The sequence below is a fragment of the Bacillus sp. GW821-FHT01G09 genome, assembly GCF_059422205.1.
Genome location: NZ_JBWKWL010000002.1, coordinates 958,348 through 982,954 on the forward strand (window position 1 = coordinate 958,348; position 24,607 = coordinate 982,954).

General features: G+C 38.9%; 30 protein-coding genes and 2 pseudogenes. 21 read left to right on the forward strand and 11 right to left on the reverse strand.

The features are described from left to right. Positions 1-181: 181 nt before the first annotated feature. Positions 182-817: an endonuclease YncB gene (gene yncB / locus AC07VD_RS10100; protein ID WP_015252020.1), complete on the reverse strand. Its 636-nt coding sequence runs from the start codon at positions 815-817 to the stop codon at positions 182-184. Positions 818-1,230: 413 nt separating this feature from the next. Here yncB and AC07VD_RS10105 point away from each other — a divergent pair, with 413 nt between their 5' ends. Beyond that, positions 1,231-2,646 carry a sugar porter family MFS transporter gene (locus AC07VD_RS10105; RefSeq protein ID WP_167559652.1) on the forward strand — a complete coding sequence of 472 codons (1,416 nt, stop codon included), beginning with the start codon at positions 1,231-1,233 and terminating at the stop codon, positions 2,644-2,646. Positions 2,647-2,747: 101 nt separating this feature from the next. Here AC07VD_RS10105 and alr read toward each other — a convergent pair whose 3' ends face one another. Beyond that, on the reverse strand, positions 2,748-3,932 hold the full coding sequence (gene alr, locus AC07VD_RS10110; protein ID WP_021479223.1) for an alanine racemase: 1,185 nt from the start codon (positions 3,930-3,932) through the stop codon (positions 2,748-2,750). Positions 3,933-4,395: 463 nt separating this feature from the next. Here alr and AC07VD_RS10115 point away from each other — a divergent pair, with 463 nt between their 5' ends. Both AC07VD_RS10115 and dutA read left to right on the forward strand, forming a co-directional pair. Further along, on the forward strand, positions 4,396-4,857 hold the full coding sequence (locus AC07VD_RS10115; protein ID WP_003231652.1) for a DUF2691 family protein: 462 nt from the start codon (positions 4,396-4,398) through the stop codon (positions 4,855-4,857). A 29-nt stretch (positions 4,858-4,886) separates the two neighbouring features. Then, positions 4,887-5,321 (forward strand): dUTP diphosphatase DutA, encoded by a 435-nt coding sequence (gene dutA, locus AC07VD_RS10120; protein WP_003245820.1) that lies wholly within the window; start codon positions 4,887-4,889, stop codon positions 5,319-5,321. Between the two features lie 600 nt (positions 5,322-5,921). On the opposite strand, the gene cotU is transcribed toward dutA, so the two are convergent. Then, positions 5,922-6,182: a spore coat protein CotU gene (gene cotU, locus AC07VD_RS10125; RefSeq protein WP_128737887.1), complete on the reverse strand. Its 261-nt coding sequence runs from the start codon at positions 6,180-6,182 to the stop codon at positions 5,922-5,924. 403 nt (positions 6,183-6,585) lie between these two features. Here cotU and AC07VD_RS10130 point away from each other — a divergent pair, with 403 nt between their 5' ends. Further along, on the forward strand, positions 6,586-6,750 hold the full coding sequence (locus AC07VD_RS10130) for a hypothetical protein (protein WP_003231643.1): 165 nt from the start codon (positions 6,586-6,588) through the stop codon (positions 6,748-6,750). A 274-nt stretch (positions 6,751-7,024) separates the two neighbouring features. Continuing rightward, positions 7,025-7,864 (forward strand): thymidylate synthase, encoded by an 840-nt coding sequence (locus tag AC07VD_RS10135; RefSeq protein WP_217017853.1) that lies wholly within the window; start codon positions 7,025-7,027, stop codon positions 7,862-7,864. Positions 7,865-7,986: 122 nt separating this feature from the next. On the opposite strand, the gene AC07VD_RS10140 is transcribed toward AC07VD_RS10135, so the two are convergent. The 5 genes from AC07VD_RS10140 to tatAC all read right to left on the reverse strand — a co-directional run bounded on the left by AC07VD_RS10140 (position 7,987) and on the right by tatAC (position 10,386). Continuing rightward, complete coding sequence (locus AC07VD_RS10140) at positions 7,987-8,274, reverse strand: hypothetical protein (protein ID WP_119123060.1); 288 nt, start codon at positions 8,272-8,274, stop codon at positions 7,987-7,989. A gap of 42 nt (positions 8,275-8,316) precedes the next feature. Then, positions 8,317-9,036, reverse strand: a complete 720-nt coding sequence (locus tag AC07VD_RS10145; protein ID WP_124059904.1) for a YrpD family protein — start codon at positions 9,034-9,036, stop codon at positions 8,317-8,319. Between the two features lie 160 nt (positions 9,037-9,196). Next, positions 9,197-9,553, reverse strand: coding sequence for a YoqO family protein (locus AC07VD_RS10150; RefSeq protein ID WP_494721734.1), 357 nt, complete (start codon positions 9,551-9,553; stop codon positions 9,197-9,199). 245 nt (positions 9,554-9,798) lie between these two features. Next, positions 9,799-10,023, reverse strand: a complete 225-nt coding sequence (locus AC07VD_RS10155; protein WP_015483277.1) for a hypothetical protein — start codon at positions 10,021-10,023, stop codon at positions 9,799-9,801. A 174-nt stretch (positions 10,024-10,197) separates the two neighbouring features. Beyond that, entirely contained in the window at positions 10,198-10,386 is a 189-nt protein-coding gene (tatAC, locus tag AC07VD_RS10160) for a twin-arginine translocase TatAC (protein ID WP_003231634.1), read from the reverse strand. A gap of 78 nt (positions 10,387-10,464) precedes the next feature. Between tatAC and AC07VD_RS10165 the strand changes: the two are divergent. Both AC07VD_RS10165 and AC07VD_RS10170 read left to right on the forward strand, forming a co-directional pair. Next, positions 10,465-10,623 (forward strand): annotated as a pseudogene (locus AC07VD_RS10165) (hypothetical protein). Between the two features lie 16 nt (positions 10,624-10,639). Then, positions 10,640-11,038 carry a YndA family protein gene (locus AC07VD_RS10170; protein WP_009967329.1) on the forward strand — a complete coding sequence of 133 codons (399 nt, stop codon included), beginning with the start codon at positions 10,640-10,642 and terminating at the stop codon, positions 11,036-11,038. 64 nt (positions 11,039-11,102) lie between these two features. Here AC07VD_RS10170 and AC07VD_RS10175 read toward each other — a convergent pair whose 3' ends face one another. Continuing rightward, positions 11,103-11,537 carry an SRPBCC family protein gene (locus AC07VD_RS10175; protein ID WP_129092438.1) on the reverse strand — a complete coding sequence of 145 codons (435 nt, stop codon included), beginning with the start codon at positions 11,535-11,537 and terminating at the stop codon, positions 11,103-11,105. Between the two features lie 305 nt (positions 11,538-11,842). Here AC07VD_RS10175 and AC07VD_RS10180 point away from each other — a divergent pair, with 305 nt between their 5' ends. From AC07VD_RS10180 to pghL, 9 genes are all read left to right on the forward strand, one after another. After that, on the forward strand, positions 11,843-12,031 hold the full coding sequence (locus AC07VD_RS10180) for a hypothetical protein (RefSeq protein WP_088326101.1): 189 nt from the start codon (positions 11,843-11,845) through the stop codon (positions 12,029-12,031). Between the two features lie 296 nt (positions 12,032-12,327). Next, positions 12,328-13,890 carry a spore germination protein gene (locus AC07VD_RS10185; protein WP_129092439.1) on the forward strand — a complete coding sequence of 521 codons (1,563 nt, stop codon included), beginning with the start codon at positions 12,328-12,330 and terminating at the stop codon, positions 13,888-13,890. A gap of 29 nt (positions 13,891-13,919) precedes the next feature. Continuing rightward, positions 13,920-15,011, forward strand: coding sequence for a spore germination protein (locus AC07VD_RS10190; RefSeq protein WP_129092440.1), 1,092 nt, complete (start codon positions 13,920-13,922; stop codon positions 15,009-15,011). After that, positions 15,001-16,215 (forward strand): Ger(x)C family spore germination protein, encoded by a 1,215-nt coding sequence (locus tag AC07VD_RS10195; protein WP_129092441.1) that lies wholly within the window; start codon positions 15,001-15,003, stop codon positions 16,213-16,215. Before AC07VD_RS10190 ends, AC07VD_RS10195 begins: the two co-directional genes overlap by 11 nt. A gap of 145 nt (positions 16,216-16,360) precedes the next feature. Beyond that, positions 16,361-17,167, forward strand: a complete 807-nt coding sequence (locus AC07VD_RS10200; protein WP_129092442.1) for a hypothetical protein — start codon at positions 16,361-16,363, stop codon at positions 17,165-17,167. A 4-nt stretch (positions 17,168-17,171) separates the two neighbouring features. Beyond that, positions 17,172-17,789, forward strand: a complete 618-nt coding sequence (locus tag AC07VD_RS10205; RefSeq protein WP_024573200.1) for a DUF4166 domain-containing protein — start codon at positions 17,172-17,174, stop codon at positions 17,787-17,789. Further along, positions 17,786-19,426 carry a YndJ family protein gene (locus AC07VD_RS10210; RefSeq protein WP_129092443.1) on the forward strand — a complete coding sequence of 547 codons (1,641 nt, stop codon included), beginning with the start codon at positions 17,786-17,788 and terminating at the stop codon, positions 19,424-19,426. The genes AC07VD_RS10205 and AC07VD_RS10210 overlap by 4 nt, the downstream gene beginning before the upstream one ends. Before the next feature lie 87 nt (positions 19,427-19,513). Further along, positions 19,514-19,828 (forward strand): hypothetical protein, encoded by a 315-nt coding sequence (locus AC07VD_RS10215; protein WP_003245621.1) that lies wholly within the window; start codon positions 19,514-19,516, stop codon positions 19,826-19,828. A gap of 225 nt (positions 19,829-20,053) precedes the next feature. After that, on the forward strand, positions 20,054-20,812 hold the full coding sequence (gene pghL, locus AC07VD_RS10220; protein ID WP_129092444.1) for a gamma-polyglutamate hydrolase PghL: 759 nt from the start codon (positions 20,054-20,056) through the stop codon (positions 20,810-20,812). A 26-nt stretch (positions 20,813-20,838) separates the two neighbouring features. Here pghL and AC07VD_RS10225 read toward each other — a convergent pair whose 3' ends face one another. Next, positions 20,839-21,288, reverse strand: coding sequence for a YndM family protein (locus AC07VD_RS10225; protein WP_003245454.1), 450 nt, complete (start codon positions 21,286-21,288; stop codon positions 20,839-20,841). A 206-nt stretch (positions 21,289-21,494) separates the two neighbouring features. Here AC07VD_RS10225 and fosM point away from each other — a divergent pair, with 206 nt between their 5' ends. Continuing rightward, positions 21,495-21,929, forward strand: coding sequence for a FosM family fosfomycin resistance protein (gene fosM / locus AC07VD_RS10230; RefSeq protein WP_024573196.1), 435 nt, complete (start codon positions 21,495-21,497; stop codon positions 21,927-21,929). Next, positions 21,838-22,180: pseudogene (locus AC07VD_RS10235) on the forward strand (hypothetical protein). Before fosM ends, AC07VD_RS10235 begins: the two are co-directional and overlap by 92 nt. Before the next feature lie 286 nt (positions 22,181-22,466). Here the strand turns inward: AC07VD_RS10235 and lexA are convergent. Beyond that, positions 22,467-23,084 (reverse strand): transcriptional repressor LexA, encoded by a 618-nt coding sequence (lexA, locus tag AC07VD_RS10240; RefSeq protein ID WP_024573195.1) that lies wholly within the window; start codon positions 23,082-23,084, stop codon positions 22,467-22,469. Positions 23,085-23,233: 149 nt separating this feature from the next. Here lexA and yneA point away from each other — a divergent pair, with 149 nt between their 5' ends. The 3 genes from yneA (at position 23,234) to AC07VD_RS10255 (ending at position 24,520) form a co-directional block, all read left to right on the forward strand. Beyond that, on the forward strand, positions 23,234-23,551 hold the full coding sequence (gene yneA, locus AC07VD_RS10245; protein WP_003231598.1) for a cell division suppressor protein YneA: 318 nt from the start codon (positions 23,234-23,236) through the stop codon (positions 23,549-23,551). 18 nt (positions 23,552-23,569) lie between these two features. Then, the gene (locus tag AC07VD_RS10250; RefSeq protein ID WP_024573194.1) at positions 23,570-24,223 is read left to right on the forward strand and encodes a YneB family resolvase-like protein; all 654 of its coding nucleotides are present in this window, start codon (positions 23,570-23,572) and stop codon (positions 24,221-24,223) included. Positions 24,224-24,286: 63 nt separating this feature from the next. After that, entirely contained in the window at positions 24,287-24,520 is a 234-nt protein-coding gene (locus AC07VD_RS10255) for a DUF896 domain-containing protein (RefSeq protein WP_024573193.1), read from the forward strand. Positions 24,521-24,607: the final 87 nt, after the last annotated feature.

Sequence of the window (24,607 nt, forward strand, 5' to 3'; positions counted from 1 at the left end):
CCCTCACATTGACGTGAAGGGGTGTTTTTTATTGTTACTATACAGCGGGAATTTTACAGGCTAGTTGCATGATTTTAGCTTGATAAGCAGAATGGAAACTAGACACGCCATCATCTCTTTCTAATTCTTTGGAAACTGCATTCTGCTAGGTTTGCTGCTTTTTTTAACAAACAGTGTTTTTCTATTTCACACAGCCATTAAATCCTCTGTTCGTCACATAACCGCTCTTACTCCAAATTGACAGTTTATCTGATTTTGCTTCTTGCTCATCTAGTCTGAATTGGTCTATGTATTTTGTGTTAGGCTCATATACATATGCTACTCTGGCCAATCCCTCTTTCAATAATGTCTCTTGAACAGATTTGCCGTCAACATAAACGTATGCTAACAGTCTTCCATACTTATCTCTGCGATCGCCTTTATCAAATTCCAGCTGTAGCTTACCGCTGTTGACCAATTCTTTATTTCGTTTCGACGCATCCTCACCGTATGGTTGAACACAAGAATTTGGTTTCTTCGTCTCAGGTGTATCAACGAGCAAGTAGCGTACTGTGTCTTCCTTTCCGTTGTAAATAACCTTAATCGTATCTCCATCTATTGCTCTATCTAATGTAACATCGACCAATTTCTTCTGATTTTTTGAATGAGGCGTGCCAGCCTTTTGTTCTGTCTGATTATATTTATTAGATTGAGTATCTTGAGAGACTTGCTCCGTCCCATTAGAATCTGAATGGTTTTTGGCTGCGTGATTTGATCCGCAAGCTGCCAAAGTAATACTTAAAACGATTGCGATCATACTGATCAAAATCTTCTTCATATTGATTCCCTCTTTATCATTTTCTCTTTTTGCGATTAAACATCATCATTATAACGATATGGACATTTTTTGTGAATGGAAAACTTCAAGGGAACTTATAACACTCCAAATTGCCAATAGTTAACTTCACAACGAGATGATCAAAACATCACCATCACATAGCGGAAATAAATAATCCTGAAAATAATATTGACTGAAAATGCTTTTGGAATTATGATAATATGAGAAATGACAATAATGTGACAAAAACATTACTACAACATAACAACTGATAGCTTAGGTTTATTCTATTGGCTAAAAATGTAAACGGTTACAAATCCAGAGGCGAAAATCTAAGATAGAGATGACTTTAGTTTTGACTCAATATCCACACTGAAAGAGCTTATTAAGTATTCTTAATAAAGGCAGGGGAAATGGATATGAATGAACATCGAAATCGAAGGTTGAAATTAATAATGATTTCAGCAACTTTTGGAGGGCTTCTCTTTGGATATGACACCGGAGTTATAAATGGAGCTTTACCTTTTATGGCAAGGCCAGATCAGCTTGATTTAACACCGGTTACAGAAGGGCTTGTTACGAGTATTCTTTTATTAGGTGCCGCATTTGGAGCGTTGTTATGCGGAAGATTGGCTGATCGATATGGCCGACGTAAAATGATCCTTAATCTTTCCTTTTTATTTTTCCTGGCATCACTGGGAACAGCGTTAGCACCTAATGTTTTCATCATGGCGGCCTTTCGTTTTTTACTGGGGCTGGCTGTTGGAGGAGCCTCGGCGATGGTGCCGGCCTTTTTAGCAGAAATGGCACCGCATGAAAAGAGAGGGCGTATGGTAACCCAAAATGAACTAATGATTGTTGGCGGGCAATTTTTAGCATATGTTTTTAATGCGATCCTCGGTGTAACAATGGCAAATACGGGACATGTTTGGAGATACATGCTAGTCATTTGTGCTGTTCCGGCTATCATGTTATTTGCCAGTATGCTTAAGGTCCCAGAAAGCCCGCGATGGCTAATCTCCAAAGGCAAAAAAAGTGAGGCGCTGCGAGTTCTTAAACAAATTCGAGAAGATAAACGTGCAGAAGCTGAATGTAGAGAAATTCAAGAAGCGGTAGAAAAAGATACAACACTAGAAAAGGCATCACTCAAGGACTTTTCTACACCATGGCTGCGCCGTCTTTTATGGATTGGAATCGGTGTTGCCATAGTGAATCAAATTACAGGTGTGAACTCGATTATGTATTATGGCACACAAATCCTTAAAGAATCTGGTTTTGGTACAAAAGCGGCTTTAATCGCTAATATTGGAAATGGGCTGATATCAGTTATTGCAGTTATATTTGGGATTTGGCTGGTCGGAAAAGTGAGACGGCGTCCAATATTATTGATTGGTTTGGCGGGGACGACTACAGCGCTCCTATTGATTGCGATTTTCTCAATTGTACTTGATGGATCTATGGCACTTCCTTATGTAGTGCTTTCTTTGACCGTTTTATTTCTTGCCTTTATGCAAGGGTGTGTAGGACCTGTGACTTGGCTTGTCATAGCGGAAATATTCCCTCAAAGGTTAAGAGGACTTGGTTCTGGGATAAGTGTTTTTTTCCTTTGGATATTAAACTTTGTGATCGGTTTTGCTTTCCCGATCTTGCTTAGCTCTGTAGGTTTGTCTTTTACATTCTTTATATTTGTGGCTTTAGGTGTATTGGCAATCGGTTTTGTATACAAATTCATGCCGGAAACAAAGGGGCGTACACTTGAAGAGTTAGAAGAGCATTTTCGTTCTCGACACGATCATAATACTCCTGAACAATCAGTTATTGAGGTATAAATATGTTGAAAATCTCTCTTCTTATAGGAGGGATTTTTTTAGTTTCAGAAAAAACAAGATCCCTCTGGTAGAGGGATCTTGATTCAGCATTTTAAGATGTTCTACACGTATAATACTGGAGTTGATACTTTAAAAATCTCGCCATCTCTTATATAAAAACGAGGGATGCGGCGGCTTAATGTAGACACGACTTCATAGTTAATCGTATTGAGCATTTCAGCCACTTCATCAACGGAAATCTCGGCTCCTTTTTGCTTACCGTAAATCACGACTTCTTCTCCTTGTTTACCTTCACCGTTTTCTCCTAAACTGACCATGATCATATCCATTGTTACTCTTCCCGCCACTGGCACTCTTTTTCCGCGATGAAGAACAAACCCGCGATTGGAAAGGGCACGAGAATAGCCGTCAGCATAGCCAATCGGGAGTGTAGCAATTACTTCATTAGGTTCTGCGACGTATGTAGCACCATAGCTAACGGTTCGGGGTTCTGTCCGCATGGTTTTCACATAAGCGATGCGTGCCTTTAAACTTAACGCAGGTTCAAGCTTAACGAGATTTAGTTGTTTAATATAGGCTGAAGGATATAAACCATACAAGCCGATACCTAAACGGATCATATCAGCGCTAAATTCCGGAAATGCGATAGCTGCAGCAGTGTTGCACATATGCACGGTGGGCAGCTCAATCCCCTGTTTTTTTAAAAAGCTGAGAAAACTGATGAATTTTTCGTGCTGCAGCTTTGTGAGTGTTGTGTCCGGTTCATCAGCTGTCGAAAAATGTGTGAAAATCCCTGTCCATCTGAGGAATTTACTTGCCTTTAAGGCTTTCACTACTTCTAAAAGTTCTTCCTTTGTGCGTACACCTAATCGTCCCATGCCGGTATCCACGTTAATATGAATGGCCAGCCGGTTAGCACTCGCTTCTTTTTCCAATATCTCGTTTGCTTCTTTCATCCAATCAACCTGGAATGCTGATAATGTTATATTCCAAGCTGCTGACTTCTTTACACAACTAAGGGATGTAAAACCAAGCACAAGGATAGGTGCTGTAATCCCAGCTTTTCGTAAAACGATTCCTTCCTCCACACTGGCAACAGCGAGCTCACTCGCCCCGTGTTCCAGTGCATGGCGTGCCACTTCTATAGACCCGTGACCATAACCGTTCGCTTTTACGACAGCCATAATTTTGCTCTTATGTGGAATATGACGGCGGATCGCTCGCAAATTCTTTTTAACGGCATCAAGATTGACTTCGATCCAAACTTCTCGGCAAAGCTTTATCATCAACGCTTCCTTCCTTCTTATGGATTATAAATACCACCTATTTCCGCAAGTAAATGTTAATTGTTGGATGATTCGATCTTATTTTATTCAACTTTATTTGAAATCATTCAACAGCAAATCCATGTGATACGAGAAGGTGCCTATCAATGTTCGAATAATAGCAAGTACGGGATACATGAGGCTTGTAAGTGGGGTGTTAATGGGTACGGCGACCGAGGATTACAAAAATGATTATTTGTTTTGGGACATTTTTTTCTAAGGGTAGATGATAACGAGAAATCTAATCAGGAAATACTTACCGTTGTTATGAACATTGGAAGAACCTTTTAAATGAGAAGGGCTGAGGAAATTCTGTAAAAAGATAATCGGTTGAAAAGGCAGTCGATTCCTTGTTCCATAAACCTAACATTAGAGTATATAATTAAACTCGTATTCACAAAAATCGTTTAAGTAAGGGGTATACATGAATAGGGGAGTTAGTTTTCAAATACCGAATGAATATGGAAATTTTCTATGGAGAATACTGCAGCCGGTAGAAATAGCTAATTATAGGTGGCAAACGAGTGGGGAATCTTATTTTGTTGTAGAAGGAGAGCTCGATGATGAGGAGCTTTTTCATGACTATGCAATTGTTGAAGGGGCAGTTTTTGAGCAACAATTAAAAACGAATCAGTACTATACCATTTTTGTTGAACTGAAAGCATTTCCATATGGAAAAATGGTTAATCAAGTCAATATATATGAAGAGTTTGCTGACAGTGATTGCGAACTTGTCCTTTTGATAGCAGATAATAGCTACGTTTCGATTTACTGTAAAAACAAAAAAATCATTGAAAAACTGTACTTCAATGCTTTACAGAATGATTTTGAAGACGTTCAATTTATAACTGATGAAAATGACACAAGAACAAGCCTTACTGTATGATAGTCAATAAAAATTAAAGGAGCTAGTACATGACAATGCAAATTAAAATCAAGTATCTAGATGAAACACAAACAAGAATCAGCAAAATTGAGCAGGGAGACTGGATTGATCTTCGGGCAGCTGAAGATGTAACAATCAAAAAAGATGAATTTAAGCTTGTCCCATTAGGTGTTGCAATGGAGCTGCCTGAAGGTTACGAAGCACATGTCGTCCCTCGTTCAAGTACATACAAGAACTTTGGCGTTATTCAAACAAATTCAATGGGTGTTATCGATGAGTCATATAAGGGAGACAACGATTTCTGGTTCTTTCCTGCTTATGCATTGCGTGATACTGAAATTAAGAAGGGTGATCGTATCTGCCAGTTTAGAATCATGAAGAAAATGCCGGCGGTTGAATTGGTTGAAGTCGAGCATTTGGGAAACGAGGATAGAGGAGGACTCGGTTCAACAGGTACGAAGTAAACAAAATAAATCCTTGGCTGTCTTCATACTGTGTGATTGATCAATGGAGGTTTCAGCCAAGGTGCATATAAATATTATGTATAAAATGAATATTTTAATACGAAGGATTTAATTAAAAACAAATTTTAAAAAGGGAAGTTTTGAAAAAGTGAAATAGTAATAACTAAAGTCGATAAAGAACCTAAAGATGTCAAAGAAACAATTTTTCTGGTGCTTTGCTTTTTTGAAGGTTTACTTAGCTCGTGGATAACTGCCCCCCATAAAAGCATGGATGCTAAAATTATAATACTTATATACATATAGATGCTCCTTTTATTATATTTACAGTTTTTACATTTTTATCAATTTTACCACTTTAGGATTGAGTTGTCGATGAAACAAGCATCTCTATAAAGAAATACTTTTATCTAAATTTTTATAAATAGGGGAAGGCAACTAAAAACTAGTAATGCCACTAATAATAAGCCAAGTTAAATGACTTGTGTTCATTAATAATTGAATTTACAGCAGCCATGAGCACAAAAAAATCTGAGTTCGTCGATAAATATCATAAAAAAGCCCCCGGTATGTCGTCGGGGAATAAATAGACGTTTAAGAGATTTAGTAATGTTTTTTATATGATTCGACAAAATCATAATAATGATCATCGTCATCATGATACTTTTTTTCGTAATGATAATCGTGATCATCGTAATACTTTTTATCATGGTCATCATACTTTTTGTCGTAATCATAATGTTTTTTATCATGATCATAATACTTGTCGCAATCATAATGCTTCTTATCATTGTCGTAATACTTTTTGTAATATGTTTTTTTCCAAGTGTAATACTCTTCTTTATATTTTTTATAATAACCCAATTAAATTCCTCCTTTATGTTATTCGAATTTAATTTATGAAGTTTAAATGATATGGTATGGTCAAATGAAATAAGAATTGTAAAAAGAGGCTGTTTAAAACACTTTCTGAAAAACAAAACGGATAGCTGTTTATGAAAATAAGAGCGAGAGAGAGCACTCAATCACTGTAAAATAATAGTAAAGTGTATAGAGAGATTAGTATACGTAAAAAGGGACTTTCTCATTGAAGAATATTTGAACGTTATGGTTAAGATTCAAGAGCTCTATGATGTAATTTTTAACACTGCTTTTGAAGGATTTAGAGTTAGACATCAAAAACAAACAGCAAAACCGGTTAGAAACAGATCATATAAGGAATGAACTGCTGCCAAATATCATAAAAAAGTTGTTAATGATCAAATGAATGAAATTAGAGAGAATTTATTTTAAAGAAAGCCCAATTGCACATGGACAAATGACAATTGATATTGAGGTAAAATACAATGCATTAAATCAGAAAAAGCTATTGGAGGATTTAATGTGTTTAGACAATTTCCAATTTGGTATACACAAACACCTGACTATTTGAATTTTTATGTGCCGCAATATCAAACCATTTCTTATAATCCTCAACAATGTTATCAACGGTGTATGTACCAAACTGGCGGTAACTATGAGCTATGTGACAGACTATGTTATGGAGAAATACAGGTGTAAAAGAGGGGGGATTAACTCCTCTTTAAACACACAGTGATTGGAATAAGAATCTCATTTTATCTGCAAGTGCTTAGTATTTGCGATAATATTGCATTCGTAATAAATTATGCTTAGCAACTGAAAATGAAAGAAGGATATGAATAGTCATGACGCAATTCGATAAACAATACAATTCAATTATAAAGGATATTATCAATAATGGAATCTCAGACGAAGAGTTTGATGTAAGAACCAAGTGGGACTCAGATGGAACACCGGCACATACTCTAAGTGTAATGAGTAAGCAAATGAGATTCGACAACTCAGAGGTTCCGATTTTAACGACAAAAAAGGTTGCCTGGAAAACAGCCATTAAAGAGTTGCTCTGGATTTGGCAGCTGAAATCTAATGATGTTAATGATTTAAACAAGATGGGCGTACATATTTGGGATCAGTGGAAACAAGAAGACGGCACCATCGGACATGCATATGGATTTCAGCTGGGGAAGAAAAACAGAAGTCTAAATGGAGAAAAAGTGGATCAGGTAGACTATCTTCTTCATCAATTGAAGAACAACCCGTCTTCACGCAGACACATTACAATGCTGTGGAATCCTGATGATTTAGACGCAATGGCCTTAACGCCATGTGTATACGAAACTCAATGGTATGTTAAGCAAGGTAAGCTCCACCTCGAGGTAAGAGCACGGAGCAATGATATGGCGTTGGGGAATCCATTCAATGTATTCCAGTATAATGTGTTGCAGCGCATGATTGCTCAAGTGACTGGTTGTGAGCTTGGTGAATATATCTTTAACATTGGGGATTGCCATGTGTACACACGTCATATAGACAATTTGAAAATTCAAATGGAAAGAGAACAGTTTGAAGCACCTGAACTATGGATCAATCCTGAAGTGAAAGATTTTTATAACTTTACCATTGATGATTTCAAGTTAATCAACTATAAACATGGGGACAAGCTTTTATTTGAGGTAGCGGTTTAATGCTGCCTTTTTATTGTGCAGTGAATAGATAGCAGGTATCCTAATTTCATTAAGCAATCTGGAAGATGAATAAAAATTGAAGGACAAACACGTATAATACATAAAAAAGATTAACTCTACAGTTAATCTTTTTTATTCAGAAGAAAATATCCTAACTTTGAAACTAAATACAAAGTAAAAGCAATCATTACAGTTCTAGATATTACAATTCCATGAATAGCTAGATCATATCCAGCAGGTATCAACGCATTTGTATTACACATAAAATATATAGATATTAGAAGTGCTACAATAACTAAAATCATTCCAAAAAGACTTGTTTTTTCATATTTCATACCAATTTCCACCCTTATTAAAGTTAGGTTTAAACAAAAGAGCTGAAGAAACGAACTATGACCAGTATGCTCCAAGGAAAACCGCCAGACAATGCTGGCGGCTTTTTGCTGCTTCGTTTATTTATTAACAGAGATCGTAACGTTATTTCCTGCAACAGAAACCTTTGCGAAATCCTGTGTATCTACCACAGGAGTGACGGCTTTATTGTCGATTGTGATGTTGTTAAAAGATGTCGAAAAGGTTGCTTTGATCGCATCACGCTGGCTTTCATACGAAACAGCCGCGGTAGCAAGGGTTTTCCATTTTGAAATCGTGCCGATGTTGGTTCCTTGAATTTCTGTGATAATCCGTCCGGTGTAGCCGTCATTGTTCGTTCCCCAAAGGGTCATGCGCGTATTGCCGCTTAAATTTTTATAGATTGTCATTTGGACTGTGCTTCCAGGGCGGAAGCCTTTATTGTATGTGAATTTGTCTTTTCCTTCGATGTACGTTTCTTCATTTTTGGACCCCACCTTCATGAGGGGCTTCCAGACGTTGTATTGTTTGCTGTACTGAAGCCCGATATCGGCCTCAGTTCCGCTTGTTGCCCTAAATCCTGAATAAATATAAGGAGTAGAGACCGTATCATATTTTACAGTGTCAGGAAGATTGATTTTAGCTGTAAAAACGGCGCCTGTACTATTCAGATAGGCGCGGCCGCCGATTCCCTTAGGCAGCTGTGATGCTGCTTTTGCGACTTGAGCATCTGCCTCGGGCAAGCCTGGTATACCTGATGGAAGTGTTCCGAAAAGAATGGCTGTTCCTACTGCACCTGCAATCAATACTTTTTTCACCAAAATTCCCCCTTTAGATAGTGGTTTCGCCATTTATTATACCTTATTTTGGAACTGGATTGATGTATATAAATAGACAAAATATTTCATTTTGAATGAAGTAAGGGACGAAACGGTTCGCCAATCTGAAAGCTATATACCTTTATCAGAGGAAAGAATGAGATCAAAATCGTTTTAACCGATTTGAAATTTTCCTCAAAATAAAAGTACAAATGCTTAAAGAAACGATTATTAAAAGGAAGCCCGCTATCGTTTCCCAGCCTGTAAAAAAGAGGTGACGTTTCATCAATGTCTGTCCTTGTAAAATGATAAAAGCACAGATACCGACTAAGAAAAGAAAACAAATACTTAGGATTGCTAACGCTTTACGTGAGTATGTTTTCATTTCATCTTTAAAATACAGCAATACGAAAACAAAGCAGATAACATTGGCTATTGTGCTTATCACCTCAAAGCTTTTCATGACAACTGATATAAATAGACAAAGTAAAATGAGATAAAATACGATGTTTCTATACAAAAAACCTCTCCTTTTATGTAGGATCCTCAAAGAGTTTATAAAAGTTTCTTTGTAACTGCAATAAATTGAATGCGCTCACTTATGAACTAACTAAACTATGTACTAAATATTCATTATTCTTTTTTAGACTCAGTCACCAAGGTTTTCATAGAAAGGGAAGCTTCAGAAATATACATATAGTGCACAAACAAAAAAGACCCGGCAATAGCCGGGGGAAAGTAAAAACGAGGAGATGTTAATGGCGTTTAGTAGTGTTTTTTATGCTTTTTATACTCTACAACATAATCATAGTCTTTTTTATCGTGATCATAATATTTTTTATCATAGTCATCATATTTTTTGTCGTAATCACAGTCATAATATTTTTTATCATGGTGGTCATAGTATTTTTTATCATATTCGTAATACTTCTTATAATACGTTTTTTTGACCGTATAATACTCTTCTTTGTATTTTTTGTAATAACCCATATATACTCCTCCTTTATTTTTACTACGCTTTATTATACGGCGAGTAGATTTTGCGGCTTGGACAGTTAAAATCATAGAAGGAAAAAAGGGCTGTCCAAATGATAAAAAAAGAAAGATGACACAAAAATAAATCAAAATAAAGAGCCGATTTTTCATCGGCCCAAACGATTTATCCTACATTTGTTTATCTTCTTTGTTTTCTGAGTCATTTTTTCTGATATCCTGAGTCAGTCCGCTTGTTGCTTGTTTAAATTCTGATAAGGCTTTTCCTGCTGCACGGCCAAGAGCCGGCAGTTTATCAGGCCCAAATACTAAAAAACCCACAAACAAAATAACGAGTATTTTTGTGAAGCTTAATTCCATATCCTTTTCCCCCTGATTGAAGTACAACCTTTTAAACAAATTATAAGAGATAGCAGTACAAATGGGAATGCATTTATTTTGAACATTTTAAAACCAGACAAAGACGGATTCATAAAACGGCTGCTGCTGAATATAATGTCCAATGCCACCTGCCTAAGAAGCAGGGAGGCAGGCTGGATCAATTATGTAGCTCTGCCGGAAATGATACAAACGTATCTGCGGCTATCATTGAAATAGAGGAGTGGTGTAGCTGATGAGATTCACTAAGGTAGTTGGATTTTTGTCTGTTTTAGGGTTGGCTGCGGTTTTTCCATTAACGGCACAAGCAGAAAAAGCCGGAACTGCGGGGGCTGGAGAGTGGGATAAGTTGGGGACTTACACATATACTTACTCAAGTCCGACGGTATACTCAACCGGAGGAGATTTTAGAGTGTGCCTTTCAGGAAGCACACCTTTTTCTGTTTCACTGCACTTATATGAGGATGATCCCGGTGACAATCCTGATGATTATGTAGGGGCAAACTATTTTTCACCCGGAGAATGCCACACATTTGGCAGTATTGGAAAATTTGTAGATGGGAGCAATAACAAGGCCGAGTTCTTTGTTACCGATTACTCTGGTAAATCTAAAACTGTTACGTTTTATGATTGATGGACTCAAATTGTGAAGTATAACCCTTGGAAAAAAACAAAAAAGAGAGATACCTCTCTCTTTTTTATTCTTCGACAGCCTTACGAAGCCGTTCATTTACAATGCCAGTCCAGCCGCCATCCATCTTACCGCGAACGACGGAGCTTTTCTCGTTTGCTTTGCCGATCACTTCATTCGGCTCTTTCCAGCCGCTGTGAATAAGGGTAAACCCTGTCTTTTCCCCCAAGTCTTCTAATTGAAAGGTAACGACCCATCCTTCTGTATCCCATTTAAAAGAAAGTTCAGTTGGAGCTTGAACAGCCAAAACTTTACAAGGGGACGGCCCAAACGGCGATTGTAAGTGAAATTCTTGTCCTTCTTTGAGCTGAAAGTCATTGGGCATAAACCACTTGGCAATGCCTTCTGAAGTAGAGACTGTCTCCCAGACTTTCTGAATGGGAGCCTCCAGGGTAATGCTTTTTGTAATATCCGGTAATGCATTTTCGTTGTTTTGAGCCATTTCGTTTACCTCTTGACATATGATGTTTTTTTCAATTCAATCATATAATAACTAATAAGATCATGTCCATAGCGTGCATTATTTATGCTAGAGCTGCTGTTGAACAGCGTGTCAGTCGCCAGTCTGATCTGTGAATGGGAGAATTCTGCATGCGCGAAAAAGAGAGAGGTGTATGTTGTCATTTCGTTCATTCTTGTTTGCAGCCGCAACTGCTATGTTTGAACCGGAATTCCTGTTCAGGCAATTTATTTTGCGATTTTTGTTTTAATAGTAAATGTGCCATTTTCTAAAACAGGAGGTTTTTTATGCTTGGAAAAATCAAAGCAGCCATTGATAACAGTCCAGGGAAGCCGGCCAGAATTATAGTTAGTGAAAAAGTGTTTCAGCAATTAGAGGAAGAAATGCGCTTTGTTTACGTATCCAAACCGAAAACGATAATGGGGATTCCTGTGGAAGTTTCAGATCAGGCAGAAAGCTTCAAGCTGGAATTGTAGTTTATCCCAGACTGCTAAAAGGCTCATTTTGTGTTTAATAATGCAAAATGGTCAGGTTGATTTCTTTGGAAAGCATGATGAAATGTTCATCATGCTTTTTTTATTGAGAAAAAAGACGAACATAAAAAATAGGTATACGGGAAAAATAATCCTATTAGAGAGAGGGGAAATGACAGATGGATAACATGATATCAACACTTACTGATTGGAATGTGTGGTTTCAAGCGTTAGTTGTATTTCTCGTTCCATATGTAATCTATAAAGTGTTTACTTGGATTCATGTATAAGAAGGTGCAATGATGAGGTGGCGGAACAATCAGTACAAAACACAGAAGCAGCATAAATCAGATTATTCTACAGCTGAAAAGCAGGATCAGGATGTGTTAACCGGTAACATCGGATACGACTTAGAACATGTAAAAAGAAAAATAGGACATAACGGGGACGTTCATTTCCGTGAGCTTGAAATCACTCAATTACATGTGAAAGCTGCATTGATCTTTGTTGAAGGACTGTCTGATCAGGACTTGATTAATAAAGGACTATCAGTGTTAGTCATGAATCAACCTAATCAGGTAAGCGATGAAATTTCTCAATCCAGCAAAGGTATTTTAACTTCGAAACAGATAAAAAATCAAATCGTATCAATCGGTGATGTCATAGAATCAGAGAAAATCAGTGATATCGTGTTGAATGTTTTCATGGGTTCGACAGCGCTTCTCATTGATGGAATACCGCAGGCCTTTCTTCTGGGAACTGTAAAAAAACAAAATCGAAGTATCGAGGAGCCGCTTTCAGAAGCGCTTGTCAGAGGGCCGCGCACAGGCTTTACAGAAGAGTTGAGTACGAATACAGCTCTTTTGAGACAGCAAGGAAAAAATGATCAATTAACATTGCAGAGATTTGAAGTAGGATCACGATTAAAAAAGGATTTAATCATCGCTTTTATGAATGACATTGCAGATCCAAAAGTAGTCGGGGAAGTAAGAAAAAGAGTGAGAGGGATTGAGATCGATCATTTGCCGGAGTCAGGCTACGTTGAACAGTTAATTGAGGATAATTATTTGAGCCCGTTCCCGCAAGTACAGAGTACAGAACGTCCTGATCGCGTCATAAGCGGATTAATGGAAGGAAGAGTAGCCATTCTGCTTGACGGCACTCCGTTTGCTTTGATTGTTCCAGTCACTTTCAGCATGATGCTTCAATCGCCTGAAGATTATTATGAACGGTGGTTCCCGAGCTCGCTCATCAGATTGCTGAGGTTCATCGCAGCAATGATAACGTTATTTGCACCCGCTTTATATATATCATTTATTTCTTTTCATCCTGGGTTAATTCCGACCAAGCTGGCGATTTCAATTTCCGGGACGCGCCAGGGTGTTCCGTTCCCATCCCTCATTGAAGCCTTATTTATGGAAGTCGCGATCGAAATTTTAAGAGAAGCGGGGCTTCGTCTGCCAAAACCGATTGGACCCGCAATTGGCATAGTTGGCGGATTAATCATCGGGGAAGCAGCTGTGCAGGCGGGGATTGTCAGTCCAATCATGGTCATTGTTGTTGCGCTCACAGCAATTTCTTCATTTGCCATCCCGCATTATAGCACAGGTATAGCACTTCGGATGCTTCGGTTTGGCGCGATGTTTTGTGCGGCGGTGTTTGGATTGTTTGGAGTCATTATGTATTATCTGCTGCTAAGCAGCCATGTCGTAAAGCTAAAGAGCTTTGGTGTGCCATACGCAAGTCCGGCAGTGCCCTATCACTTAAAAGATTGGAAAGACTTTGTTATCAGAATGCCTCTTTTAGTCATGAAGCGCCGGCCTAAAATGATGAATACAGATAATACAAAACGGGTGAAGTGATGAACTCGACAGGATGGTGATAAAGTCTCATGTTCAGCCCAACCAGTAAAATCACAACCGCTCAGGCAACGATTATCATCATTAATTATATGCTTGCTGCCGGAGTTCTTACGCTCCCTCGGACAGTAACAGAACAAACACAATCTCCTGATGGATGGATTTCAATTTTATTAGGCGGGGTCCTAGCGGTAATAGCCGGGATGATTATAGTTAAATTAAGCCAGCAGTATCCTAAGGAGACCTTTTATGAATACTCCCGACATATTGTAGGAAAATGGCTCGGGCATCTGATCAGTATTGTTTTTATTGCTTATTTTCTGGCACTCGGTGCATTTGAAGTCAGAGTCATGTCCGAAATCGTGGATTTTTTTCTCCTCGAAGGGACACCGTCTTGGGCCATCATTATGACAGTTCTTTGGATTGGGCTTTATTCAATTACACAAGGCCTAGATCCGATTGCACGGCTTTTTGAAATGATTTTTCCGATTACGGTCATCATCTTTTTAACGATAGCCCTCATGAGTTTAGGCATATTTGAAATCAACAATTTGCGCCCTGTATTAGGAGATGGAATCATGCCGGTTCTCAGAGGAGTAAAGACAACGAACCTTTCATTTACATGTTCAGAAATTATGCTCATTTTAGTAGCATTTATGAAAAAGCCGAAAAATGCGGTGAAAGCGGTTGTGATTGGGACAGGCGTTGTGACCAGTTTTTATATGATTACGCTGATTATGGTCATCGGTGCACTATCAGTTGAGGGAGTTGTGACGAGAACATGGCCGGGGCTTGATCTGATGAGAAGTTTTGAAATACCTGGTTTAATATTTGAACGGTTTGAATCATTTCTGCTTGTGATTTGGATTATGCAGCTTTTTGCCACGTTTATTATCACTTTTTATGCAGCTTCCCTGGGAGTCTCACAGGTTTTTAAAAAGAAACCCCTTTCATGTATGTTTGGGCTGCTTCCTGTTATTTATATCCTCTCTTGCATGCCGAAAAATGAAAATGACGTCTTTATATTGGGCGATACGGTCAGTCATATCGCTTTGTATATATTTGGCGCTTTGCCGATTTTGCTGTTAGTCATTTCGAAATGGAGGAAAAGAGGTGAAAAGTAAACTAAAACGTCAATTGCCTGCTATGGTCACGGTATGTCTGCTGATGATTTGCGTAACAGGATGCTGGAGCAGCCGGGAAATAGAAGATCTGGGTCTCACATTCGCTATCGCAATTGATAAAGGAAAAGAAACGAACACTGAAAAAGAGTTAAAAGAAGAGGGCGGGAGCTATCCGAAAAAAGACAACATTACGCTGACCTATCAATTTGTTAATGAAAAAGCGGCAGGCGCGGGCACAAGCGGGGGAGGCGGTAGCGGACAAGGAGCGCAAAAAGCGTATATTAATATAAGTGAAACAGGGGATTCATTACAGCAGATCGGAAGTGAGGTTGCATTAAGACGGGACCGAGAAGTGTTTAGCCCGCATTTAAAAGTTGTTGTCATGAGTGAAGATGTGCTGCACACATTTCCTATCGACGAAATGCTGGATCAATTTTTTCGTGATAATGAAATCAGGCTAAGCTGTCTTGTTTTATCTGCTAAAGGGGAAGCAAGAGAAGCTCTCCAGCTGAAAGAGAACGGAGAAATTCCGGCTTTTCGGCTGATTGGATTAGGTGAAAATGAACATAAGGTTTCCAAAATTCTTCCCCCTGTGACACTCGCGAAACTAATTGGAAAACTGCATTCTGGCAACAGTTTTTTGCTGCAAAATGTGGTCGCGGCGAATGGAGCGATCAAGTATTCCGGAGCAGCTGTAATCAACGGAAAATCGAAAAAAATGATCGGCACCTTAAATGAATATGAAACTGAGGGGATTACATGGATTAGAGGGGAAGGAAAAGGCGGAGTTGTCAAAAGTCATGATAAAAAGAGCCAACAGACGTTAGCGTACGATATCAATAAAATCAAAAGCAAAATTCAGCCAGTCGTAAAAGGGACGGATATTTCATTCCATGTCGATATTGAATCAGAAGGCGATTTGGTTGAAAACTGGAACACAAAAGAGGCGTTGGACACCCAGTTTATAGATCGTCTCGAAACGACTATTGAAAACGAGGTAAAGAAAATAGTTGGTCAGGTATTAAAAAAAATTCAGCATGATTATAAAGCAGATGTTGCTGGTTTTGATGAATCTTTAAGACTTACATATCCTCACTTATGGAAAAGGGTGAAAAATAACTGGGATGACACCTTCAGTAAAGCCGACATCACATACAGTGTGAACGTCACAATTACTCATTACGGCACGGTTAAAACTCAGTAATGAATCCCAAGGAAGAGAAGGAAACCTCTCTTCTTTTTTTATGCATTTTTTAGGATAAAGATACTTTTTTTGGAGAGATATACACTTTTCAAATCGACCAATATGCTAATATAGGAATTGCTTGAAATAGAAGGGAGGAGGGGCTGTGAGGCAGAAACCGATTTATGTAGAAATCGAAATGAAATCTGATCTGGATACACTCTGGGAATATACACAAAACCCATCACTGCATACGGAATGGGATCTCCGGTTTTCAAATATCACGTATTTGAATAGACAGCCATGCGAAAAACAGAGGTTTCTTTACGAAACAAAAATAGGCTTTGGATTAAAGGTGTCAGGTACTGGAGAAACCGTCGGTGTTTTCAACAAATGTTCATCTGAGAGGTCTTCTTCACTGGCTTTTGGCTCTGATCATCCATTATCTCTGATTCGGCATGGAAGCGGCTACTGGAAGTATATACAGAGAGAAAATGGGAAAATGACGTTTTTAACACAGTACCAATACAAAACAGCCTACGGACTGCCGGGAAGATGGATCGATCGTTTATTATTTCGGCCGCTGCTTGGCTGGGCGACTGCCTGGAGCTTTGATGCATTAAGGCTTTGGGTTGAGCAAAATAAACATCCGAAGCGCTTCATTCGATCCTCTATCATCTATGTGTTCATGTGTCTGTTTTTCAGCCTGTTTTGGTTCTATCAAGGCTTTGCAGGTGTTGAGACAAGCATATTGGCAGGAACAGCGGAGATAGGCTTAGCTATTTTGTGGCTGATTCCTTTAAAAAGAAAATGGATCATTCATGGTGTCCAGGCTTGTATCTTTGCGGGGTTTGCTTGTCTAGGTTCCGAAATATTCATGTGGGTTCTGTTGAGTGTGTTTTCCGCAGCAAGCGGCGCTCTTAGCCTGCAGCTCCCCAGTGCCAGGCGCACAAAACGAAAGAGAAAGAAGTGACATTGTGAGTTCGATTTATGAAAAATCAATTATTAACTATCATTTGCTGCATCCCAAGCTGCGGAAACGGTACCAATTAGACGGGTCTCAAACATTCAGCGGGACGGGAACGATGTCAGAAATAAGCGGAGGCTCTTTTCTGGTTAGAATGCTGTTAAAGCTGGGTGTTTTTTTCAGATGCTTCTTTTCAGAAAGAGGCAAAGACATTCCATTTACAATACAAAATAGAACTTGTCTTTTGAAATCGCAACATACAGGAATAGAATGGAATCGTACATTTTTCTTTAAAGGCAAAAAACGTTTCTTTGACGCGATAATGATATATGACGAGAAAGAAAATAGAATACTTGATTTCTTCGGCAAACCTCATCTGCTGCTGTCTGTTTTGACGTTCGAGGCATCTCATGACGGCTCTCTTACGATCACATCGGGAAAGCAATGGCTATTGATATGCGGAAAAAGAATCCCGCTGCCGAAATGGCTGACCGGTACATCCGAAGTTTGCGAAACGTTTGATGAAAAAAAGAATTGTTTCACCATTGAAGTGCATGTGCAAAATACAATTCTTGGCACTCTTTTCTTTTATAAAGGAACGTTTCAGGAGAAAGAGAGAGAATCATGAAACGAAATGGCATAGTCAGTGCGCTTTGTTTTATAGGATTTCTTGCAGCGGAAGCACCGGATATTTCAGTGGCAGAGGCACTCGTTTTGTTATCCATTCTATTTTTCGTGCCGGGAATTTTTCCTTTTGTTTTTCGTCAATCTCCGGTTCGTGCTGCTCAGTTTATGGAATATGGGCTAATCCAGTGCTACCCTGTAGCCGCATTCTTTGCAGTGTTGGCTCTTGTGACGGAGGTTGGAGTTTTCGCACTTATCTGGTGGATGTACACAGTTTTTATTGCATTGTATGCGATCCTCCGCCTTTGGGAAACAAAGATACATAGAATCGAAGAGACATCAGTTTTGTTCGGTCTTATTTATTTGGCGGGAGGAGGATTTTGGTTTTTTGCTTATGCTGCCCATTTGCAGATCATGCAATTTGGCCCTCTCATCATTTTGCTGACTGCTGTCCACTTTCACTATTCTGCTTTTCTGATCCCGATCTTTAACGGCTTACTCGGCAGAACCATTAGAAAACATCGGATGTTGTACAGTTGGATAACATGGGTGATTTTGCTTTCGCCCCTTCTTATCGCACTGGGCATCACATATTCAAAAACACTTGATGTCATTGCGGTTAGCATTTATATGGCGGCGATTTATCTTCATGCATTTTTGGTGTTCACGGCAGTCTTTCGCACCAAGACGGGGACATTTCTTATTCGGCTTTCTTCCGCTGTTTTAATGATAACGATTGCTTTCTCGCTGATTTACTCATTTGGTGTATTTCGGCAAGAAGTTACATTGACCATCAATCAGATGATTTGGATTCACGGTTTTGTCAACGCGTTTGGTGTTATCTTGCCCGCTCTCATAGGGTGGAGAATAGAGGATCCGAAGCCTTTTGATGCAGACAGTATAAAGACATTCAGCCGTATCTACGGAAAAAGAAAGATGGGAGAAGAATTTTTAGCTAACATTCAAGCTGAAAATAACGCTCGGTACAGCGGACTTGTGGATGATATGGGCAGCCTGCGTTCAAAAGATTTTTCACCAGAAAAACTGGCGCCGCTCATTCTTTCGTTTTATGAACAAACCATCGAATATAATATTAAAGCAAAAGTAACATGGAGCACGTGGTTTCGGCCGCTTTCAATTATTTACGAATGGTTCAGCAGAAGAATCGGCCAAATACATCTTTCGACGTACCCTGACTGGTACAGGATGTACAGCAAGATAAAAGGTGTTCATTCTAAAAAAGACGGAAGGGAAAGAGTACGTGCCTGGATTAGAACAAATGAAAAAAACGAAACCATTTTTACCGCTCTTTATTCAGTGTATCGTTCAAATGGAGAAGGGTATATGAATATTTCTTTACCGCTTCCATTCAGCAGCATGACAGGTATTTTAAAACCATATCATCATCAGGAGAAGCTGGTTTTAACAAGCAGGCGGAGAAAAAGCAGAGCGGGGGATGAGGGGATTTATCTGCAAACAAGAGCGGGAACTTGTCCGCTTCCTTTATCTGAAACCTTTCTGATAGAAGCTGTACATGACAACAAATTAACCGCTGTTCATCATATGTGGCTGTTTGGAATAAAATTTCTAACTGTTCATTACAGCATTACACATATTAACCAGCCTATTGAAAGAACCTAACACAAAGAAGAAGCTTCGTCTGCCAGTTGTAATGAGATGAACTGTTTTAAAATTCTGCACCGCATCAAGACAGGAAAGGAAGGGTTTATGGTGTTTTATATCAGTTTATTTCTGATTCTTTGGCTGGCTGCTGGGTTTGCAGTGGGAATGAAACAAGTGTATGTCGATCAGCTGTTTGATAAAGCTGTGATCGAAAGACTGGAAAAAGAAGCGAATGATCATGGACATGCTGACCGGATGATCAAACAGCGCGTCCTTTATATTGCAGCAGTGACAGTAAGCGGGTTTATTTCTGTTTATTATGAAATGAAAACAATCCCGCAAAGGCGAAACATAAGAAAAATTGAAAAAAACATCATGAAATTAAATCAAGCAAAAAAACGAAGAATGAAGAGAAAATAAAAAGTGCACAGGCCAAAGGGCAGGTGCATTTTTGTTTTGTATGGAAAATGGGGGAGGTGGTGCCAGCTTACTTTTCATAAATTCAAAAATGAGAAGAACAGCGCCCGGGCTAATGGTATATAATATTGTGAATTTAACAAAAATTTAACAAGGAGGACGAGAGAATTCGTGCTAAAGCCTCAAAGAGACCTACATTCTGTTGATTTGGACTTAGAGGCGGAGTAGATGAAACCGGCCAAAGTATCCCTGCTCCGCCGTTTGCTCCATTCCTTGAAGCATGTTGATTGTAACATAGCCAAACGTTTTCCATCAACTATTAAAATTGTAAAATTATTGTTGATTTTTATGGTGTTTACTCCGATTTCTTCAATTTATGCTGAAGATGTATATCAGAATTTTGAGGAATTAAAAAACAATGAAGATCCTTCTGATTATGGCGTTGTTACGAAAGAAACCGGAAGCCCTGTTCTTGTTTTAGCTATTCACGGAGGAGGTATTGAAGGCGGGACAAGTGAAGTAGCGAGAGAGCTCAGCAAAGAGTACTCGATGTATTTATTTGAAGGCTTAAAATCGACAGGAAACTCAGTCCTGCACATTACGAGTACGCACTTTGATGAACCTCGGGCCCTTAAAATGACGGGAAACCATGAATATGTCATTTCATTACACGGGTACGCAGAAGAAGATCAGCAGATCGAAGTCGGCGGTACAGATCGCGTAAGAGCGGCAGATTTAGTTGAGAAATTGCAGCATGCCGGTTTTCCTGCTGTATTACTCAATACGGACCATCCGCATGCGGGCGTTAGTCCGAATAACATTGCAAATAAATCAAAAACAGGTTTAAGTATTCAGATAGAAATGAGCACAGGGTTTCGAAAGTCTTTGTTCGGCATCTTTTCTTTAAAAAGCAGAGCTGTTACTCAAAATGAGAGGTTTTATGAGTTTACAGAAGTGATGTTCCGTTTTCTCAAAAATAGCTACTGAAAAATAGGAGGCGATAAGACAGCCTCCTATTCCTTATGCTTCTCTTTCGTTTCGGGAAACAGCTCGTCCGCGGCTTCCGTTTGATACTGCAACGTGTTATCTCTCGCTGACAGTTCATTTCGGAAATTTTCATCAAGGACATTTTTCAGTAAATACCGATGAAAAAAGTATTCAAAAACAGTAAGACAGGCAGCGGAAAGGAGAGCTGCTCCAAATGGTGAGAAATCGTTTCTTGTTTGGGTTAAAACAAATACCCAAAGAATAACGAATGAAAGGCCAAAGTCAGCCAATGAAGCTGTAATATTGTTTGTTCTGGGTAAGACGAGCATGTCACCAGAAAGATAGGAAACAAAACCTAAGAAAAGTGCAATAAACATCACACTTAAGAAGGATGCGTGATAGACTCTGTCCAAAATCACATATAAAAGGGCGAGAGTGAAAGCAATCTTTGAAGCAAGCGCAATGATATGTTTCATTTGACCACCTAAATTGTTATTTTTTGAAGAAAATTATTGGGCGTAAACAAACGATAAATAATGCAATTCAAAACCATTCATAATGGTCATGTTACTATTTTAAACAGTCCGTTTTTGTTTACACTGGTATTTTTTTCAGCTGTATGAATCTTTTTATGAAAAAAGTCGTATATGTGGATGATCAGCTACCAAGGGGGGAATGATTTGTGGAGATAAAAGGAATCAATCACTTGCTATTTTCAGTTTCGCATTTGGATACATCGATTGATTTTTATCAAAAAGTGTTTGGTGCAAAGCTTTTGGTAAAGGGAAGAACAACTGCATATTTTGATATGAACGGCATCTGGCTAGCTCTTAATGAAGAACCAGACATCCCGAGAAATGACATTAAGCTTTCTTATACCCATATTGCTTTTACAATTGAAGATCATGAATTTGAGGAGGTATCAGCTAAATTAAAAAGACTTCATGTCAATATTCTGCCTGGCAGAGAACGAGATGAACGCGATCGAAAATCAATTTATTTTACCGACCCTGACGGCCACAAATTTGAATTTCATACCGGAACCCTTCAAGACAGGCTTCGATATTACAAACAAGAAAAAACGCATATGCACTTTTATGATGAAACGGCCTTTTGATAGCACAACCATATTTCATATAAGGTTAAATTTAAAGAAGGGTGTTGGTGGAGACTTTATGTTTGGGGAAGGTTTCTACCCGACTTGTTCAACGATGCCATATATTTTGAACTGCACAAGTGATTGGGTGAAGGTGAAATTGAAATACACATTACATTTTATATGAAGAAAGCGAGCTGTTTTATCAGAATGTTGAACTAATTAAACTATGTACTAAATTTTCAGTATATTTCAATTGCTTCGCCCCTTAATAAATATAAAACCGCATCCTTCCACGACCTAAAAAATGAAACGTTTTTAAGAAGATAGCGTCTAATATTCTAAACGTTCATATTTTGATAAAAGTTTCCTGAAGGAAAGAAAATTTCTTGACTTCAACAATCTTTTGGTGGATAATTATGGTGTAAACATGATGTTCTTTTTCCTCCTATTCAGGCTCGCACCCAAAAGTCAGGGCGAGCCTGCTTTTTTTGAACAACAAACCCCCTCTCCGTAAAGGAAGAGGGGGTTATTTTATGCATCTGATAGATCAATAGATTAATGGACGGTTCTGAACACGCCAATCACTTTCCCTAGAATGCTGACATTCTGCAAAATGATAGGTTCCATCGTTGGGTTCTCAGGCTGCAAGCGAATGTGGGTATCCTCTTTATAGAATCGTTTTACAGTTGCTTCATCCTCTTCTGTCATCGCAACTACAATTTCCCCATTGTTCGCTGTGTTTTGCTGTTTAACGATGACATAGTCCTTATCGAGAATACCAGCATCTATCATACTGTCTCCCATAATCTCCAGCATAAATACATGCTCGTCTGGAGGAACCATGCGGTCAGGGAGCGGAAAATATTCTTCAATATTTTCTACTGCTGTAATAGGAGATCCCGCCGTGACTTTCCCGATGACCGGTACATTAACGACCTGGCTTTGCGGAATGTCTACTTCTTCATCAAGAATTTCTATTGCTCTTGGTTTTGTCGGATCTCGTCTGATCAGCCCTTTTGTTTCCAAACGGGCCAAATGGCCGTGGACAGTAGAGCTGGACGCAAGCCCGACAGCCTCTCCGATCTCTCTCACGGAAGGCGGATATCCTTTTGATTTAACCTCTGCTTTAATAAAACGGAGGATATCAAGTTGCCTTTTTGATAGCTTCGTCATTTTTCGCACCTCAAAACGTCGATTTTAAGAAGATTATAGCATGATTTTCCTTACAGTACAAACATAGGTTCGAAAAAACAATTGACAGAAACGTTTGTTCGTATATACTGAAATTATAAAAATGCGAACAAACATTCCTGTTGGAGGTTATGATCATGAGTAAAGAATCTATTATTTTTGTCGGTCTGTTCACAGTGATTTTGAGCGCGGTTATCCTTATGCTGTCATATACAAGCAGCGGCCAGGAGCTTAATCAGTATGTTAAAATAGAAGTCCAGCAAGGCGACACACTTTGGTCAATTGCTGATCAGGTAGCAGATACAAAAAAGATAAACAAAAATGATTTTATTGAATGGGTAGCTGATAAAAATCAACTACAAACATCTGATATCCAGCCGGGTGATGAGTTAGTGATCCCATTGAAAAAGAAGCATCAGGATGCATATGAATTGGCAACTGTAAGATAGAGAGGAAAGAGAGATAAAATGAAAGCACTCATTTATGCCCGTGTAAGCACAAATAAAGAACAGCAGGAAACGTCATTAAAGCGGCAGGAAGAGGAGCTTACGGCCATTGCTGCGGAGAACGGCATGGAAGTCGTCAAAGTGATTTCAGAAAAAGCCAGCGGATATGAAATGGATCGGGATGGTGTATTTGAGCTGCTTGATGAGATTAAGATCGCTGGAATTGATGTCATTTTGGTTCAGGACGAGACAAGGCTCGGGCGGGGAAACGCAAAAATCGCACTGCTTCATTGTATTTACAGAGAAGGTGTGAAAGTCTATACAACGGCTCACAGAGGTGAACTGGAGTTATCGGAGGCTGACTCAATGGTCTTGGAAATCGTCAGCATTGTGGAAGAGTATCAGCGAAAGATTCACAACATGAAAATCAGACGGGGAATGAAGCGTGCAGTAAAAAACGGTTTTAAACCGCAAAAAAACTTAAAAAACCAACATGAGAACAGTGGAAAAGAAAAAATAGAGGTGCCAATCTCTGAGATCGTCCGCCTAAGAGCGAATAAACTAACGTTTGCTGAAATCGCGGCTACCCTAAGAGGGTTTGGCTATGATGTCTCTAAAGCAACCGTTCACCGGCGTTTTCAGGAATACATAGAGAATGTAGAGACAGCAGAGTGAATCAGTTGTAAAACTTTTTTTGATCTAGTACTATATAGACAAAATGCAATAAAGGAGTTTAACATGATTTCAAACGCGAAAATTGCCAGAATTAATGAGCTTGCTGCCAAAGCTAAAGCTGGCGTTATTACAGAAGAAGAAAAAGCCGAACAGCAAAAGCTCCGTCAAGAGTACTTGAAAGGTTTTCGTTCTTCTATGAAGAACACGTTAAAAAGCGTGAAAATCATTGACCCAGAAGGCAATGATGTAACACCAGAAAAGCTAAAAAGAGAAAAAAGAAATAACAAACTTCACTAATATAAGAGGAATACGGCAATATCGTATTCCTCTTTTGCATATACTATAATCAAAACTCTTATGTGACAAAATTCAACAAGTTTCTCT

Coding starts and splice junctions, on each gene's coding strand:
- yncB (WP_015252020.1), bottom strand. CDS start 817: ATGAAGAAGATTTTGATCAGTATGATCGCAATCGTTTTAAGTATTACT.
- AC07VD_RS10105 (WP_167559652.1), top strand. CDS start 1,231: ATGGATATGAATGAACATCGAAATCGAAGGTTGAAATTAATAATGATT.
- alr (WP_021479223.1), bottom strand. CDS start 3,932: ATGATAAAGCTTTGCCGAGAAGTTTGGATCGAAGTCAATCTTGATGCC.
- AC07VD_RS10115 (WP_003231652.1), top strand. CDS start 4,396: ATGAATAGGGGAGTTAGTTTTCAAATACCGAATGAATATGGAAATTTT.
- dutA (WP_003245820.1), top strand. CDS start 4,887: ATGACAATGCAAATTAAAATCAAGTATCTAGATGAAACACAAACAAGA.
- AC07VD_RS10130 (WP_003231643.1), top strand. CDS start 6,586: ATGAAATTAGAGAGAATTTATTTTAAAGAAAGCCCAATTGCACATGGA.
- AC07VD_RS10135 (WP_217017853.1), top strand. CDS start 7,025: ATGACGCAATTCGATAAACAATACAATTCAATTATAAAGGATATTATC.
- AC07VD_RS10155 (WP_015483277.1), bottom strand. CDS start 10,023: ATGGGTTATTACAAAAAATACAAAGAAGAGTATTATACGGTCAAAAAA.
- tatAC (WP_003231634.1), bottom strand. CDS start 10,386: ATGGAATTAAGCTTCACAAAAATACTCGTTATTTTGTTTGTGGGTTTT.
- AC07VD_RS10170 (WP_009967329.1), top strand. CDS start 10,640: ATGAGATTCACTAAGGTAGTTGGATTTTTGTCTGTTTTAGGGTTGGCT.
- AC07VD_RS10175 (WP_129092438.1), bottom strand. CDS start 11,537: ATGGCTCAAAACAACGAAAATGCATTACCGGATATTACAAAAAGCATT.
- AC07VD_RS10180 (WP_088326101.1), top strand. CDS start 11,843: ATGCTTGGAAAAATCAAAGCAGCCATTGATAACAGTCCAGGGAAGCCG.
- AC07VD_RS10185 (WP_129092439.1), top strand. CDS start 12,328: ATGATGAGGTGGCGGAACAATCAGTACAAAACACAGAAGCAGCATAAA.
- AC07VD_RS10190 (WP_129092440.1), top strand. CDS start 13,920: ATGTTCAGCCCAACCAGTAAAATCACAACCGCTCAGGCAACGATTATC.
- AC07VD_RS10210 (WP_129092443.1), top strand. CDS start 17,786: ATGAAACGAAATGGCATAGTCAGTGCGCTTTGTTTTATAGGATTTCTT.
- AC07VD_RS10215 (WP_003245621.1), top strand. CDS start 19,514: ATGGTGTTTTATATCAGTTTATTTCTGATTCTTTGGCTGGCTGCTGGG.
- pghL (WP_129092444.1), top strand. CDS start 20,054: ATGAAACCGGCCAAAGTATCCCTGCTCCGCCGTTTGCTCCATTCCTTG.
- AC07VD_RS10225 (WP_003245454.1), bottom strand. CDS start 21,288: ATGAAACATATCATTGCGCTTGCTTCAAAGATTGCTTTCACTCTCGCC.
- lexA (WP_024573195.1), bottom strand. CDS start 23,084: ATGACGAAGCTATCAAAAAGGCAACTTGATATCCTCCGTTTTATTAAA.
- yneA (WP_003231598.1), top strand. CDS start 23,234: ATGATCATGAGTAAAGAATCTATTATTTTTGTCGGTCTGTTCACAGTG.
- AC07VD_RS10250 (WP_024573194.1), top strand. CDS start 23,570: ATGAAAGCACTCATTTATGCCCGTGTAAGCACAAATAAAGAACAGCAG.
- AC07VD_RS10255 (WP_024573193.1), top strand. CDS start 24,287: ATGATTTCAAACGCGAAAATTGCCAGAATTAATGAGCTTGCTGCCAAA.